Origin of the sequence: Ochrobactrum sp. S1502_03, assembly GCF_044435015.1 — a bacterium.
GTDB classification, from domain to species: Bacteria; Pseudomonadota; Alphaproteobacteria; order Rhizobiales; family Rhizobiaceae; genus Brucella; species Brucella chromiisoli.
Map to the genome: position 1 here is coordinate 1 of NZ_JAYEXN010000008.1, position 15772 is coordinate 15772.

Consider the following 15772-nt stretch of genomic DNA (forward strand, 5'->3'; position numbering starts at 1 on the left):
AAACCCAATCCCTTGACCAAACCATGATCTGAAAAACATACTCGAAGGTGGCTCAATTCTCGGTGAAAAAACCGGCTCAGTTCCGCGTGAAAACCAACACTTTACGCTCTGTTTGCGTGACGCACGACACCGTCTGCCCCATTGAGTGCACCCGGTACCAGTTCGCAGGCGAGCATCCGCCGGGGATTGACTGGTGCAGGCATAATCATCGAACCGGGCTGCACCATATGAAACCCAAATGGTCCATAATAGGGCTCATCGCCAACAAGAATGACCAGTTTGTGGCCAGCATTCTTTGCAGCTTCCAATGACATCCGCATCAATGCGCTGCCAATGCCGCGCTTTTTCCAGTCCGGCCGCACAGCAAGTGGCCCCAGCAGCAAGGCCGGAGTTTCCCCCACGACAACAGGTGTCATACGCAGCGATCCGATAACAATGCCGCCCATCAGCGCGACAAACGACAGGCTCTGGTCGTGAGGCCCACCCTCCCGGATAAAGTGCGCTGCACGGGTAAAACGACCGGGACCGAACGCTTCCGCATTCATATCTTCGATCTCAATGTCGTGCGCCGGGTCTTCCTGCGCGTAGGTCAGTTCAAGCTGTTGCATGGGTAAAATTGCCTGAAGAGAAGTCGGCAGCCAAAAGGCCAATGGAATGCATTCCGTGCGTTTTAAGCACAGTCCCAATTTCATCGTCGGATGAAACGCATTCTGGTCATACTTCTCTCCTGAGCGGCGGAACATCAACGGGTGCCGCAATTTGAAACCCACCTATCACCAAATTGATCAGTCGTAAAACATTTTCTTTCAAATTGGCGGTACTAACTTCTCTTTTTGGCACCGTTACGCACTGTTCACGGCTTTGACGGGTGCAAAATGGCAGTTTTCGCTCTATTTTCCTGTCAAAAGGAGAATTCACATGGGACTTCTGGTCGATGGCAAGTGGCACGATGTCTGGTACGACACCGAAAGCACAAAAGGCCGCTTTGAGCGTTCAAAATCGCAGTTTCGCAACTGGGTGACAAAGGATGGCAGCGCAGGCCCAACCGGCGAAGGTGGCTTTAAGGCTGAAGCAGGTCGCTATCACCTCTATGTCTCCTATGCCTGCCCATGGGCGCATCGCACGCTGATCGTCCGTGCTTTGAAAAAGCTCGAAGATGTCATCTCCATCTCGGCTGTCGATTATCTCATGGTCGAGGAAGGCTGGACCTTCTACGGCACCACCGGCAGCACGGGCGACACGCTTTATGGCGCAAAGCGCCTGCATGAGATTTATACCCGCGCCGATCCGACCTATTCCGGCCGTGTGACAGTGCCTATCCTCTGGGACAAGCAACGCGAGACGATTGTTTCAAATGAGTCATCTGAGATTATCAGAATGCTCAATTCGGCTTTCAATGCGTTTGGCGATGCGTCACTTGATCTTTATCCAGAAGCCCTTCGCAGCGAGATCGACGCCATTAACGAGTTTGTCTATCCAAACATCAACAACGGTGTTTACCGGGCTGGCTTTGCGACTTCACAAGAAGCCTATGAAGAAGCCTTTGGACAAGTCTTCACAGCGCTTGATGCGCTGGAGGAAAAACTTTCGAAGCAGCGCTATCTGGCAGGCCCAAGCCTCACAGAAGCCGACTGGCGTCTGTTCACCACGCTATTGCGCTTTGATCCGGTCTATGTCGGGCACTTCAAATGCAATCTGCGACGCATTGCGGATTATCCAAATCTCTCCAATTACACGCGCGACCTGTATCAGGTTACGGGCGTGGCCCCGACCGTGAATATGGAGCACATCAAAGGCCATTATTATCGCAGCCACAAGACGATCAACCCGACCGGCATTGTTCCTGCTGGCCCGCAAATCGACTTCTCCGCACCGCATGACCGGAACCGCTTCGACAATTGAGACTTTCCTGCAACAGTCCCCTCCAAACAGCATCTGCTGCACATAACCAGAGCGGCCCATTGATCCAAATCAATGGGCCGCATTGTTGTGTGGTCCAGATTGCGGCCATCACTACCCAGGACTTTCAGGTTAAGAATTTTAGGAGAGACTGATGAACCGCTTTGCCAAAGGGCTCCTCGCAGCAACAGCACTGACATTTACAGCACCCACAGCTTTTGCTGCTGATGCGATTGTGGCCCAGCCTGCGACCGAAATCGTTGCCGTGCCACAGGCTTTGTCGCCATGGCAGATTCGCGTGCGTGCGCTTGGTGTGGTCGCCGAAAACAAGGGTTACGTAAACGGCGTTGATGGTTCCGGTCTCGATTACTCAAAGTCGATCACGCCTGAACTCGACATCACCTATTACTTCACCGACAATCTGGCTGCTGAACTCATCCTTGGCACCACCTATGCCAACATCAACGGCAGGGGTTCGATCGAAGGTCTGGGCAAGATTGGCAAAGTCTGGATGCTGCCTCCAACGCTCACCATGCAGTATCACTTCACCAACTTCGGTGCGTTCAAGCCCTATGTTGGCGCAGGCGTGAACTACACAATCTTCTACAATCAGGATGCCGCAGGCGTTGATTATCTCAAGGTCAAGAACACCTTTGGCGGTGCGCTTCAGGTCGGCTTCGACTACATGCTCAATGAGCATTGGGGTATCAACTTCGACGTGAAGAAGCTGTTCCTTGAACCAAAATTCGACGCCACTCTGGCAGGCGGCACGCAGGTCAGCGGCAAGGCCAAGCTCAACCCATGGCTGATCGGCACCGGTATCACCTACCGCTTCTAATATCTCAAATGGAGGGCGCGAAAGCGCCCTTTCTCCTACCAGTGTGGCAGAGGATCAAGATCATGCAGCGCTTCCTGCAAGCGACGCTTGGTTGAAGGCGTTGTGCCTTCAGGCAAATTATCCAACGAAAAAAAACCGGCCTCGGCGATCTCCCTGTCTCGCTGTTTAGGCTCCGTCTGCTCGAACGCACGGCAAACATAAAGCGCCACATGATCTCGGTTTGAAGCATGGGCGTTTTTATAAAGCGCAAAAAGCTGCGGTCGACCGGTGAGGTAAATATTGCCTTCCTCACGCAGCTCCTTTTCCAGTGCCTGCGCAAATGTCTCACCACGATCAACGCCGCCGCCTGGCAATTGCCAGCCGGGTACGTAAGTATGCTTGACCAAAAAAACAGAGTTTTTTTTCTCATCAAATACAACTGCCCTGACACCCAGTGTCATCGGGCGCGTAAGCAAAAAATAGGTATGAAATAAAAAATGGCGGAAGGGCATACCGTCGATCCTGAGCAAATATTCCTGATAAAATCATTGAAGCAAAGTCATCAACAAAAAGTCGCTAAACACGGTTTCGATTTAAAAAATAATACAGTACACCAATTATATGTTTCGTCTTGCCCATATTTCCGACATCCATCTGTCGCCTCTCCCCCGCATTCGCTATCGCGAATTGGCGTCGAAACGTATCACAGGTTATATCAACTGGCTGCGTAACCGTAAAAACGCGATGCACGGCACAGTGCTGGACAATCTGATTGCCGATATGCTGGCGCAAAATCCCGATCATATTGCGGTCACTGGCGATCTGGTAAACCTTGCGCTCAATCTGGAAATCGACATCGCCCATGACTGGCTCATGCAACTGGGCGACCCTGACAACGTATCTGTCGTTCCGGGAAACCACGATGCCTATGTGCCCGGTGCGCTGGATAAATCCTGCCGCAAATGGGAGCCATGGATGCGTGGCGATGGCGTGCATAATCACGGCAAGCGACCCGTGTTTCCCTATATGCGCGAACGCGGACCAGTGGCGCTAATCGGCGTATCGTCTGCACGCGCGACCGCTCCCTTCATGGCCAGTGGTGATTTTAAATCCGCGCAGGCCAAGCGCCTTGCCATGGCGCTTGATGAAGCAGGCGCACGCGGACTTTTTCGCGTTGTGATGATCCACCATCCACCCATCCGCGGCGCCACGCCGACGCATAAGCGGCTTTATGGCATCCGTCGTTTCCAGAATGTCATTCGCAAGCACGGTGCCGAACTGGTCATTCATGGCCATACACATCTCGCAACCCGCTATGATATCGATGGGCCGACCGGACAAGTGCCGGTTATCTGTGTGCCGTCAGCCAGCCAGAATTTCGGCGGGCATAAGCCCCCCGCACGTTATAACATCTTCGCTGTTGATCGGAAGCCGCAAGGCGGCTGGCTATGCCAGTGGGAACAGCACGGCATTGAAGATGAGAGCGAACGCATCATCAAAATTTCTGAAGACAAACTCTATTAGAGCGTATTTTAACACGCATCTTTGTCCGAAAGCCGTTTCACACTTTTCGGGATGCGCTCTAAAAAAGGCGGCATAAAAGCCGCCTTTTCTTTCAACTCACTTACCAATCACCCGATTGGCCGCCGAGACAATCGCTTCAAGCGAAGCGCTCACGATATTGTCGTTGATACCAGCGCCGAACAATTTTCCATCGGGATAGGCAATTTCAACATAGGAAATTGCCGATGCATCAGACCCCTGCTTGAGCGAGTGCTCGGAATAATCGACAACCGACATCTTCACACCGAGGTATTTCGACAGCGCATCAATAAAGCCGTCAATTGGGCCTGTGCCCTTGCCTTCGATATTCTTCGTCACGCCATTATCGGTGATTTCGGCGGTCAGGATGCGGCGACCCTTCTGTTCCGGATCAGGATAGGTGTGGTGATCTACGAACTTGATACGACCCTCCGCCTGCTCAACATAGAGTTTCTGGAACTCGTCATGAATGCGCTTGGATGGCAGTTCCTTGCCTTCATCATCCGTGATGTTCTGAATGATCTCACGGAACTCAACCTGCAAATTGCGCGGCAGGTTCAGACCATAGTCAGCCTGTAGAATATAAGCGATACCGCCCTTGCCTGACTGCGAATTGATGCGGATGATCGCTTCATAGGAGCGGCCAACATCCTGCGGATCAATTGGCAGATAAGGCACTTCCCAGATTGGCGAATTGGCGGTCTTGCGAACCTTCATGCCCTTGTTGATCGCATCCTGATGCGAGCCTGAGAAAGCAGTGTAAACCAGTTCGCCAACATAAGGATGACGCTCTGCGATCTTCAGCTGGTTCGAATATTCGTAGACATCCTTCATACGATTGATGTCTGTGCAATCCAGCATTGGATCAATGCCCTGCGTATACATATTCAGCGCCAGCGTCACCACATCGACATTGCCGGTGCGTTCGCCATTGCCAAACAACGTGCCTTCAACGCGATCAGCACCCGCCATCAGGCCCAGTTCAGTTGCGGCGATACCCGTTCCACGATCATTGTGCGGATGCAGCGAAATGATCAGGTTTTCGCGATTGTCGAGATTACGGCACATCCATTCGATCTGGTCGGCATAAACATTTGGCGTGTTCATTTCGACAGTGGATGGCAGATTGAGGATCAGCTTGTTTTCCGCAGTCGGCTTGACGATTTCTGTCACCGCATTGCAGATTTCCAGCGCCACTTCCAGCTCGGTGCCGGTAAAGCTTTCCGGCGAATACTGGAAGCGATAGCCACCGCCCGCCTTCGCAGCCATATCCATGATCATCTTTGCGGCATCGGTCGCAATCTGCTTGATGCCCTTGACGTCCTTGTTGAAAACGACGCGACGCTGCAATTCACTGGTCGAATTATAGAAGTGTATGATTGGCGTTTTTGCACCTTCCAGTGCTTCAAAGGTCCGCGTAATCAATTCTGGACGGCACTGCACAAGCACCTGCAAGTCAACGTCATCAGGCGTATCGCCCTGCTCGATTGCCCAGCGGCAAAAGTCGAAATCGGTCTGCGACGCCGATGGAAAGCCAATTTCGATTTCCGGGAAACCCATATCGACCAGCAGGCGGAACATGCGTTCCTTGCGATCATGACCCATCGGGTCAACCAATGCCTGATTGCCATCGCGCAGATCAACCGAACACCAGATTGGTGCCTTCTCGATGCGCTTTGACGGCCAAGTACGGTCATCGAGCTTTGGGTAAGGAAACGGCGAATATTTAGTAGCCGCGTCTGGCATACCTTTATGCTGCGCTGCGGGATTCAGTGTGTTTGCATTCTGATTCATGGTCATCTCATCCTCCCGGCGTACTGAACAGTTCTGCACTGTCGTAACGACACGGATATCTCGTCTTAAAATTCAAATTCGGATTTTGAGAAAGGAGCATGCGTCAGCGGGACCTCAATCGACCGCCGGACGCTCCTTTCAACGAGCCCGGCGATCGCCGCTAAGGCCGAGGGTAAGAAGCGAGTTTAGAACGCAGACATTTACGCGCGCGCTCAAAGCGGCTGCGTAATGTTCCAAAGATGTTGCGTTCTTCATAACCATGGAGACGCTTTTACACGTGAGGTTTGAAACGTGCAAGACTGCGGCAAGCAAAAACAAAATCCATCAGCTTTTATTTTTTACAGGTAACCGCCACTAAAACATCGCAAAGCCTGCCTATGCGCCGCCCTTTAAAGAACGGAACTTGAAATGCGCTTAACTTTGATTCCCACGCTTGCCGTGTTCGCACTCTGCACACAACCAGCTTTTGCAGCCTGCACAGTTTCAGGCGCTTCATCCCTGCAAGTGAAGAATGAAACCGTTCTTGATACCAAAAATGGCCTTATCTGGCAGCGTTGCGCCAGCGGAATGGCCTGGAACGAAGCGCTCGCACGATGCACAGGCCAACCTGATTTGATGACCCAGACAGATGCAGTTTCTGCTGCTCGGACGAAGGGAGCTGGCTGGCGGTTACCATCCGGCGAAGAACTGGAAACGCTTTTAAGCGCAGCCTGTGACGGCTCAAAAGTCAACCCGGCAATTTTTCCAAATATTGCGGCTTCAGACTTTGGCGAAGGCGCAAAATTCTGGACAACGAGTGAAGCCCTGCCGGGCATGTTTTACTACTTTAATTTCACGCATCATTACGCCGATATGCACAGCGCAGGTTTTGGTCTTTCAGCTCTTTATGTGAAAAATAGGTAACAGCTGAAAGATTTAAGCAAAAGGCACTGAACTCGTGCCAATGGGTAGTTTCGCCTCGTCCTCCGGTTCAACATGGATCACGACGCGCGCACTGTCGATCTGTGCCTTCAACGCATCTTCGATTCGGTCGCAAATGATATGCGCGTCGCCAACACTCATATCAGCGGCCACAACCAGATGAAATTCGATGAAGGTCACACTGCCTGCAATGCGGGTCTTGAGATCATGAACCTCAATCGCACCGCCGGCATTTGCCGAAATCACATCGCGAATCCGCATTTCCTCCACAGGCTCGACACCAATATCCATCAAGCCCTGTATGGATTTATTGATGACACCCCAGCCCTGCCAGAGAATGTTGATCGCAACCAGAATGGCAAGCAACGGATCAAGGATTGCCCAGCCTGTGACCACGGCTCCAACAAGGCCGATCAGAACACCGACCGATGTAAACACGTCAGTCATAATATGCTGGCCATCGGCTTCCAGCGCCGGTGAACGCGCACTGCGGCCCGTGCGAATGAGCAGCATGGCCCAGAAGGCATTTATCGCAGCAGCACCCATATTAATCGCAAGGCCGAGCCACGGCTCTTCCATCTGGTGCGGCGCCTGCAATGCTGACCACGCTTCTTTGGCAATCAAAAGTGCTGCGATCGTGATCAGAACACCTTCGACGACCGCTGAGATATACTCGGCCTTATGATGTCCAAAAGGATGATTGCCGTCCGCAGGTTTATGACTGACACTGATCGCCCACCACGCCCCAACTGCCGCGATGACATTGACGATAGATTCCAGAGCATCCGAATAAAGTGCCACAGAGCCGGTCAGCGCATAGGCCAGATATTTCAGCCCCATCACGCCCAGCGCAACAGGAATCGACCAAGCGGCGAGCCGCCGAACTTTTACATTCGCGTTCATCATGAACCTTCAGATACTTATATTCTTATCCCGCCAGGCGGGTTCAGGCTAACCAATCAGCCTATTGCGCATTCACCCTGGCCGAGCCAGTCAGCAGCATTTCAATAGCCGTTCTATAACCCAGATAGTTCAAATATCGAACCCCTCTTCTGCACTTCTCGCATTAAATTTTCTCTTGCAAATGCAAGGCATTACAGTTGCAAATGGTTCGCCAAAGCAGTTCCGAAAAGACGTTATTTTTGAAACCCATAAACGAAAAACCAGCCGCAGTTTTCACTACGGCTGGTCCTTTGGGTGCCACGTAAAATCAGGTTTAATAGTTACTGCGGCGCGCTTTATGCTTACCTGCCAGATGCGTGACAACATTTTCAATCATCCGCATCCCCGCATTATGACCCAGCGTCATGATGGATTCGGGATGGAACTGGACCGCCGCCACCGGCTCTTTCTTATGTTCAAAAGCCATGATGACACCGTCTTCCGTTTCCGCCGTGACCAGAAAATCATCTGGCAAACGTTCAGGGTCGGCAAAGATCGAATGATAACGACCAACAGTCACTTCCTTCGGCAGACCAGAGAAGATGCGCTCAGGCTTTGAGACCCGGATACGCGATGGCTTGCCATGCATCGGAATGCGCAGCTGGCGCAGCGTCCCGCCATAGGCTTCTGCCAGCGCCTGAAGGCCAAGGCAGACACCGAAAATCGGCAGCTGACGCTTGCGCGCCTTGTCGATGGTTGCCTTGCAATCAAAATCCTGTGGCGTGCCCGGTCCGGGCGACAGCACGACAAGATCAGGATTGATGCGGTCGAACACTTCTTCGGCGACCGGCGAACGCACCGTTGCAACCGTTGCACCCGTCTGGCGGAAGTAATTCGCGAGTGTATGCACGAAGGAATCTTCGTGATCGACCAGAAGGATCGAAATCCCCTCGCCCACCTTTGCCGCCACGCGCTCTTCTGCAACCTGATTGCTCTTCTGCGCTTCACGCACAGCAGCGATCATCGCGGATGCCTTTAATTCGGTTTCGGCTTCTTCCTCTTCAGGATTGGAATCAAACAGCAGCGTCGCACCAGCACGAATTTCGGCCACACCTTCCTTGATGCGGATTGTGCGCAGTGTGAGGCCGGTATTCATGTCACCGTTAAAGTGCATCATGCCGACAGCACCACCATACCATGCACGCGGGCTGCGCTCGTTTTCTTCAAGGAAACGCATGGCCCAGAGCTTTGGCGCGCCGGTCACAGTCACAGCCCAGGCATGGCTGAGGAAGCCATCAAAAGCATCCATACCATCACGCAAACGGCCTTCAATATGGTCAACCGTGTGGATCAGACGCGAATACATTTCGATCTGACGACGACCGATTACCCGCACCGAACCCGGCTCACAAACCCGGCTTTTGTCGTTGCGATCAACATCCGAGCACATGGTCAGCTCGGACTCGTCTTTCTTGGAATTGAGCAGTTTCAGAATCTGCTCAGAATCCGAAATCGCATCTTCACCGCGCTTGATCGTGCCGGAAATCGGGCAGGTTTCAATGCGGCGACCATTGACGCGCACAAACATTTCCGGCGAAGCGCCGACCAGATATTCATTCTCTCCCAGATTGATGAAAAATGAATAAGGCGATGGATTGATCGACTTCAGACGACGGAAAATTTCCGAAGGTGCTGTGTGGCAACGCTCATAGAAAGTCTGCCCCGGCACCACTTCAAACAGATCACCGCGCTTGAAGCTATCCTTCGCGCGTTCAACCAGCTTGGCATATTCGCCCGGATTGTGATCGCCACGCGGCAGATCACGCTCGGCAGGCTTGAAGGGCTGCACCGGCGTCGCCCGCGCCAGATCATGCGTTGAAGAACCGCCACAGGAAAATTCATAGCGATCCACCCATGCGCGCGCCGAGTAATGATCCGCCACAAAGATTTCGTCCGGGATGAAAAGTACCAGATCACGCTGATCGTCCGGGCGCTTCAGCTTGTACTGGATCGGATCGAACTGGAATGCGAGATCGTAACCAAACGCACCATAAAGGCCGAGATTTGCATCCTCTTCGGAGAAGAACAGGCCGACAATCGCACGCAGCACAGTAAAGACCGATGGCATGCGGGAGCGTTCTTCTTCGGTGAATGTGCCGGTAGGTTCAGCAATCGTCAGCTCGATCCGATCTTCATCGGCCTTATCGACCTTGACTTCACCAAGTGCCTGCACCGTCTTGAGGATCGGGCGCAGCAAGATCACGCCGCGCTTGTTCAGCGCTTCAATCCGCATTTGGCGCGCGCGTGAGGTGATTACCACAGGCGGATCAACAATTGCCGTGTCCCATCGCGTGTAGCGGCCCGGATATTCGTAATTGGAAGAAAAGACCGCGCCCCGCCGCTCATTCAGAGCATCGATATAAGTCTCGATGGCCCCCTTATAAGCGGTCAGATGGCGCACACGTTCGACAACAATGCCGCCCGCTGTCTCGTGCGTGAATATCTCGCTATCCGCAATCTTCGCATTCATGACTGGCAATTCCCAAGTGTTATTCGTTATCGAGCACTTCCAAGACCCGGTCTTATTCAAACAGCCAAACAAAAAGGCCGCCCGGATAATCCCAGCGGCCTGTTTCTGAAACGCAAATGCACAAACGCCTGCGTGGCCGCTTTTAGCGAGCCCACCACCAGATTTTTGTGTCAATGCGCGAAATGTTCATGGCGATACTGTTAGCCTTCCCTTGCATCGCTTGCAACTGGAAAATTTAAAACCGCAAAACCAGCCGCTTTCGCTATCAGCGCGGCTAGTGCCTTACCAAATAAAAGCGTTCCGACTGTTTCAGCAGCAACACGAACAGAAAATCCGGACTTCTTTAAATAGTCCGGATTCTCCCTTGTCCTTGACACGGACAAATTGGCTAAAGGCTGGAGTACCTTTTCCGGCCTGCCGTGGGTATAACACCTGCCCAAAGCCATTATGCAAAGCCTGAATGCTATGCGTGCAGTATCACTTTCAGTACGCGCACATACTGCTATGGATTTGCACCATCCTACAACTGTCAAGACTATCGCTGTAGCCTTCTACCAAACCGTGTAGTGCAGCCGTAATTTAACTATGCTTCAAAAATTTTGCCTTGCGCCCGGCCTGGAATTCAGATTCATTTCGTACGCAGATTATTTGCAAACAAACAAAGAAGCCACCCATGCAGGTGGTCGATGGGGACAAGATGAAAAATCTCGATGTGATGGACAAAAACATTTTGTCTGCGCTTCAGGAAAACGGGCGCCTGACCAACACTGAACTTGCCGATCGCATTCATCTTTCGCAGACGGCCACCGCTGAACGGGTGAAACGACTGACACGCGAGGGTTATATTCTGGGCTATTCAGCCCTCCTGTCGCCCAAAATGCTCGATCGCTCAATGCTGGTTTTTATTGAGATCAAACTGGATCGCACCACCCCGGAAGTTTTTGAAACCTTCTCCAGCTTTACGCGCAGCAACCCCGACATTATGGAATGCCACATGGTCGCCGGCGGCTTCGATTATCTGATCAAGGCACGTGTCGCGGATATGGATCACTATCGGCGCTTTTTATCAGAAGCACTTCTATCCCTGCCAGGTGTGCGCGAATCCCACACTTACGCTGTAATGGAAGAGGTCAAGGAAACATCTCACATCGCCGTGTGAAGATGACGGCAATATCCAAAGGCACTTGCCAGCAATTATTTACGGGTATATACCCGCATTATGTCGAATCCATGTTTCTGCATTCTTCTGCGTCAGGCAGCCAGAAAATCGTCCGGCGTTTATGACAAGGCGCTGGCACCGCTTGGCATCAATGTCGCGCAGTTCAGCTTGCTGCGAAAAATCGCACGTGCAAGCTCTATCTCATTAACGGAGCTTGCACGGCTTGCCGACCTTGACCGCTCAACAATGGGCCGCAATGCAAAGGTGCTGCAGCGTATGGGTTTGATTGAACAGACGCACGGCGAAGACCATCGTGAAATCCAGATCACGCTGACCGAACACGGCCACGATCTCGTCAAACAAGGTGGACCACTTTGGGATGCGGCTCAGGAAGAAATCGAAGCCAAACTGGGCAATGAAGGCGTGGAGCAATTGCTTACTCTGCTGCGTGCCTTTGACTAAAAACAATGACCAAAGCCCATTGTGCCTTTAACTGGCGACCGGGTTGACCTTCAATTTGCGGCTGTTCAAAACATCAGCCCACGTCCGAAAGCATCGACGATGATTTCTGCGAGACTTGCCAGCTTTCTTCAGGAACGAAACATCCATTATGGATGGGTTGTTGCTGCCATCACATTCGTGACCATGCTTGCGACCGCTGCGGCAATGGGCTCGGCTGGCATTCTCATTGAACCGCTTCAGAGAGAATTTGGCTGGACCAATGCCAATATTTCCTTCGCCATGGCGCTGCGTCTGGTGCTCTTCGGACTGATGGGGCCTTTTGCGGCGGCTTTCATGAACCAGTTCGGCTTGCGCAGTGTCGTTGCGACGGCACTTGTCATGATCGCCGGTGGGCTGATCGGGTCGATTTTCATGACGCAAGAATGGCAGATGGTCGGTCTTTGGGGCATCATAATCGGCCTTGGTACCGGCATGACTGCACTCGTTCTGGGCGCAACCGTTGCTGCACGCTGGTTTGAAAAGCGTCGCGGTCTTGTGGTTGGCCTCATGACGGCCAGCAATGCGACCGGCCAGCTTGTCTTCATGCCCATTCTTGCAAGTGTCAGCCAGACGATTGGCTGGCGCACATCTTTGACCATTGTTGTTGGTTTTCTGATGACAGCACTGGTGCTGGTGCTCGTCTTGATGCGTGATCACCCGGCAGATATCGGCCTCAAGCCTTATGGCCGCACGGCCCCCCTTCCCGCTCCTGAACCAAAGAAAAGCTTTGCATCGCTGCTTGCGTCACCGCTGATCACCTTGCGCGAAGTATCGTCAACCTCGACCTTCTGGGTACTGTTCATCACCTTCTTTGTCTGTGGCTTTTCAACCAACGGTCTGATCCAGACCCATTGGATTGCCCTCTGCGGTGATTTCGGCATCGTGCCAGTCGGTGCCGCCGGCATTCTGGCGGTCATTGGCGCGTTCGATCTGATCGGTACGATCGGCGCTGGCTGGCTTTCCGATCGCTTCGACAATCGCTGGCTGCTGTTCTGGTTCTATGCGCTGCGCGGATTATCGCTGATCTATCTGACTTTCACCGATTTCACGCTTTATGAGCTCGCCCTTTTCGCTGTGTTCTACGGCCTCGACTGGGTTGCAACCGTTCCACCGACCGTGAAGCTTGCCGCTGAAAAATTCGGCCCCGAAAAAGCTGGAATGGTTTTCGGCTGGGTATTCACAGGCCATCAGGTGGGAGCAGCAGCCGCAGCAGCCTTCGCGGGCTTTGTCCGCACCGATTATGACAGCTACCTGCCAGCTCTCATCCTTGCAGGAGCCCTGTGCTTTGCAGCGGCGGCAATGGTGTTCATCATCAACAGACCCGCAGCACAAACAGCGCTTCAGGCGTCATAAATAAGCGTCACCCCAATCAGCACGGCGAGCCCAGCGGAAAAGCTCGCCGTCACGCTTGGTCACAAGGCGTTCTTCCGAAGATCCATTCTCATTACAAAGCTTGATTGAGACCTTGCCGCCACCGACACGCGTCGGTGCGATCACCCGCGCAGAAGCATGAAGGGACGGATCGCGTGTCGCTGCAAGATAGATGAACTTCTCATCTTCCCACGGCACTTCCGCATCTTTGGTCAGACGGTGAATACGCGAACGCGCAACGCGGCGCGAAAAATGGCACCAGTCCGGTGCAATCAGTGGACACTCAAGCTGGTGAGCACAGGGCGCTGCAATGTAAGCGCCTTTGGCGATAAGCACCTTGCGCGCGTCCAGAATACGTTGCCAGCCAGCAGGCGTCCCCGGTTCGACAATGACAAAGCTCTGTCGGGCCGATGCCCAAAGTTTCTCAATAAGTGTTTGTCGATCAAGAGGCGCCAGCTCATCCAGAACATAGGCAATCGTCACAAGATCAGCCTTTGGAAAATCAAGCTTTTCCTTAATCAGATCACCCGCGCGCCATTCCGTATCAAGACCGATATTTTCGGCAAGCTTGCTTCCAACCGCGCGGATGGCCGGGCTTGCCTCGATCATGGTAGCAGATGATAAATCAGGCCAGCATTCGCGCGCAGCCCATAGGGCCGTCCCCGGCCCGCAGCCGACATCCAGCATGGTCTGCGGTGCAAAATCAGGGCATACCTCTGCAACACTCTCTAAACTCGCACGGACGGCGGCATAGGTCGCAGGCAGTCGTGCAGCCAGATAAGCTTTTGCAGCAAGCTCATCCGAAATATGCAGCCGCCCATCGCGCGTTTCCGCACGATAACGACGCGACAGCATATCGGAAGCGCGTTTCAGATCAGCCAATGCCACGCCCTCAAGCGCAGCATCGACGGACTGTCGCAGTCGTGATGGCAATTCCATTAAAGACTATCGCTCCAAGACTTGCTTGATGTCCACCAGATTGGAGCGAACGCGCAATATGTAAAAGCCCATAGTTGTCAGATGCGACGGGGTAAACCATGCATCCGGGCTGCCGTTGGAAACGATGAATGGCTGCATATCAAGCGCCGAACGCAACTGCTTTTCCATTTCGTCCCAAACACCGTCAAGATGCTTCTCCGCCAGCACAGCACGGAAATCCGAATGCGCCGCACGCAGCAAACCGTAATAGGCGTAGAGCTGACCATAGGCGAACCAGAAGCGATCATCGGCACGGGTATCAAACCAACCGGCATGATAATTCTCGGCGCGATCCTTGAGGATCGCAGAGGTTGAGCCAAGATCACTGGCAATACGATCAACAAACTGGATCAGATTGTCTGCACGTGCATCAAACGTCGCCTGACAGTTTTCAAGCCGCGTATTGAAGGAGCGCAGATCCTTGATCGCCGAACGATAGTAGCTTGGCGTCGGGGTCTTGGGACCAAAGGGGCTCAGACCAAAATACCACGCATCCTCTGCAAACTGGAGGTTGCCGCGTGCCTTTTGCAGATCGCTATCAATCTGCGATGTACCACGCAGACGACCAATATTATCCACCAGTTCAATGGCGGTACGGCGCACCGCTGAATTGATGCCGCGCTGGAACGAAGCCTTGTTATCCAGGAACGGCGTCCGGTCCCAGTCGAGACCGAAAAAACCAAGTTTGTAAAGCAGCATGGAAGAAATCCATGCATTTTGATTGACGTTGAAATCCGTGAGATCAGCAGCGACTTCGGCAATGGCCGATGGCGAGCACTTGCGCGCAGTCGAAGGGATCTGTGCGGCCTGCATCGGCTGCGTTTGAGGCTGACTATCAGGCTGTGTTGCCGTGTCGGCATCGCCAGCGGCAGGCGTGGTGTCTGTTCCGCTGATGCTGCTTTCAGACGGCGTTGGCGTTACAGGTTCCTGTGTTGCCGCAAGTGGTGCAGGCGTATTCTGAACCTGCTCGCCAGGCGTAACCGCATCCTGATAGCTATACTTGGCCGGATAGTCTGGATTGAAATTTGCCCAGGCCTGTGTTTGCCAGATAAAATAGGCATAAAGGCCACCAAAGCCGATCACGACCACTGCAACGGCAAGTTTCCACAAATTTCCGAGCTTCATAAAAAGCCTCCAAAGAGCGCCAAGCGGAACCGCGATCAATCGTGCCAATGCCGCGATAAAACGGCCAAGGAAGGAGAAAACGCCCCGAACTGCATTCCACACTGTATCAAGTCCTTCCTGTTGCCTGCAATGACAGGCTCTCTGACACTTTTACCTTACCGGCAATGGCGGGCTAAAAATCCCGTCCAGCACTGGCCAGCATGCGCTGACAACTTTTACCCTCCTCAAATAGAGTGTGGCTGGCTTTTCGACA

General features: G+C 53.0%; 14 protein-coding genes. 7 read left to right on the top strand and 7 right to left on the bottom strand.

Features of this window, described 5'->3' with window-relative positions; genetic code table 11:
• Positions 1–101: 101 nt before the first annotated feature.
• A complete protein-coding gene (locus VBH83_RS07960) occupies positions 102–608 on the bottom strand; it encodes a GNAT family N-acetyltransferase (protein WP_396997085.1) in 507 nt (168 codons plus the stop codon).
• Between the two features lie 310 nt (positions 609–918).
• On the opposite strand from VBH83_RS07960, the gene VBH83_RS07965 reads away from it, so the two are divergent.
• Together VBH83_RS07965 and VBH83_RS07970 are read left to right on the top strand one after the other, a co-directional pair.
• On the top strand, positions 919–1902 hold the full coding sequence (locus VBH83_RS07965; protein WP_396997087.1) for a glutathione S-transferase family protein: 984 nt from the start codon (positions 919–921) through the stop codon (positions 1900–1902).
• A 151-nt stretch (positions 1903–2053) separates the two neighbouring features.
• Positions 2054–2737 (top strand): OmpW family protein, encoded by a 684-nt coding sequence (locus tag VBH83_RS07970; protein WP_396997089.1) that lies wholly within the window; start codon positions 2054–2056, stop codon positions 2735–2737.
• Positions 2738–2772: 35 nt separating this feature from the next.
• Here the strand turns inward: VBH83_RS07970 and VBH83_RS07975 are convergent, their stop codons facing one another.
• Positions 2773–3228, bottom strand: a complete 456-nt coding sequence (locus VBH83_RS07975; RefSeq protein WP_265985595.1) for an NUDIX domain-containing protein — start codon at positions 3226–3228, stop codon at positions 2773–2775.
• A 109-nt stretch (positions 3229–3337) separates the two neighbouring features.
• Here VBH83_RS07975 and VBH83_RS07980 point away from each other — a divergent pair, with 109 nt between their 5' ends.
• The gene (locus VBH83_RS07980; protein ID WP_265985597.1) at positions 3338–4240 is read left to right on the top strand and encodes a metallophosphoesterase; all 903 of its coding nucleotides are present in this window, start codon (positions 3338–3340) and stop codon (positions 4238–4240) included.
• Between the two features lie 96 nt (positions 4241–4336).
• Here VBH83_RS07980 and leuA read toward each other — a convergent pair whose 3' ends face one another.
• Positions 4337–6058, bottom strand: coding sequence for a 2-isopropylmalate synthase (leuA, locus tag VBH83_RS07985; protein WP_265985599.1), 1722 nt, complete (start codon positions 6056–6058; stop codon positions 4337–4339).
• Between the two features lie 402 nt (positions 6059–6460).
• Here leuA and VBH83_RS07990 point away from each other — a divergent pair, with 402 nt between their 5' ends.
• On the top strand, positions 6461–6955 hold the full coding sequence (locus VBH83_RS07990) for a DUF1566 domain-containing protein (protein WP_265985602.1): 495 nt from the start codon (positions 6461–6463) through the stop codon (positions 6953–6955).
• 12 nt (positions 6956–6967) lie between these two features.
• Here the strand turns inward: VBH83_RS07990 and VBH83_RS07995 are convergent, their stop codons facing one another.
• Both VBH83_RS07995 and VBH83_RS08000 read right to left on the bottom strand, forming a co-directional pair.
• Positions 6968–7876, bottom strand: a complete 909-nt coding sequence (locus VBH83_RS07995) for a cation diffusion facilitator family transporter (RefSeq protein WP_265985703.1) — start codon at positions 7874–7876, stop codon at positions 6968–6970.
• A gap of 313 nt (positions 7877–8189) precedes the next feature.
• Positions 8190–10385, bottom strand: a complete 2196-nt coding sequence (locus VBH83_RS08000; RefSeq protein WP_265985606.1) for an anthranilate synthase component I — start codon at positions 10383–10385, stop codon at positions 8190–8192.
• 697 nt (positions 10386–11082) lie between these two features.
• On the opposite strand from VBH83_RS08000, the gene VBH83_RS08005 reads away from it, so the two are divergent.
• From VBH83_RS08005 to VBH83_RS08015, 3 genes are all read left to right on the top strand, one after another.
• Positions 11083–11544 carry an Lrp/AsnC ligand binding domain-containing protein gene (locus tag VBH83_RS08005; protein ID WP_265985704.1) on the top strand — a complete coding sequence of 154 codons (462 nt, stop codon included), beginning with the start codon at positions 11083–11085 and terminating at the stop codon, positions 11542–11544.
• A gap of 60 nt (positions 11545–11604) precedes the next feature.
• Entirely contained in the window at positions 11605–12006 is a 402-nt protein-coding gene (locus VBH83_RS08010) for a MarR family winged helix-turn-helix transcriptional regulator (RefSeq protein WP_265985610.1), read from the top strand.
• A 99-nt stretch (positions 12007–12105) separates the two neighbouring features.
• Positions 12106–13398 carry an MFS transporter gene (locus VBH83_RS08015; protein ID WP_396997094.1) on the top strand — a complete coding sequence of 431 codons (1293 nt, stop codon included), beginning with the start codon at positions 12106–12108 and terminating at the stop codon, positions 13396–13398.
• Here the strand turns inward: VBH83_RS08015 and VBH83_RS08020 are convergent.
• Together VBH83_RS08020 and VBH83_RS08025 are read right to left on the bottom strand one after the other, a co-directional pair.
• Positions 13393–14355 carry a small ribosomal subunit Rsm22 family protein gene (locus VBH83_RS08020; protein WP_265985612.1) on the bottom strand — a complete coding sequence of 321 codons (963 nt, stop codon included), beginning with the start codon at positions 14353–14355 and terminating at the stop codon, positions 13393–13395. The two genes, VBH83_RS08015 and VBH83_RS08020, sit on opposite strands and share 6 nt — an antisense overlap.
• 6 nt (positions 14356–14361) lie before the next feature.
• A complete protein-coding gene (locus VBH83_RS08025) occupies positions 14362–15519 on the bottom strand; it encodes a DUF2333 family protein (protein WP_323054555.1) in 1158 nt (385 codons plus the stop codon).
• Positions 15520–15772: the final 253 nt, after the last annotated feature.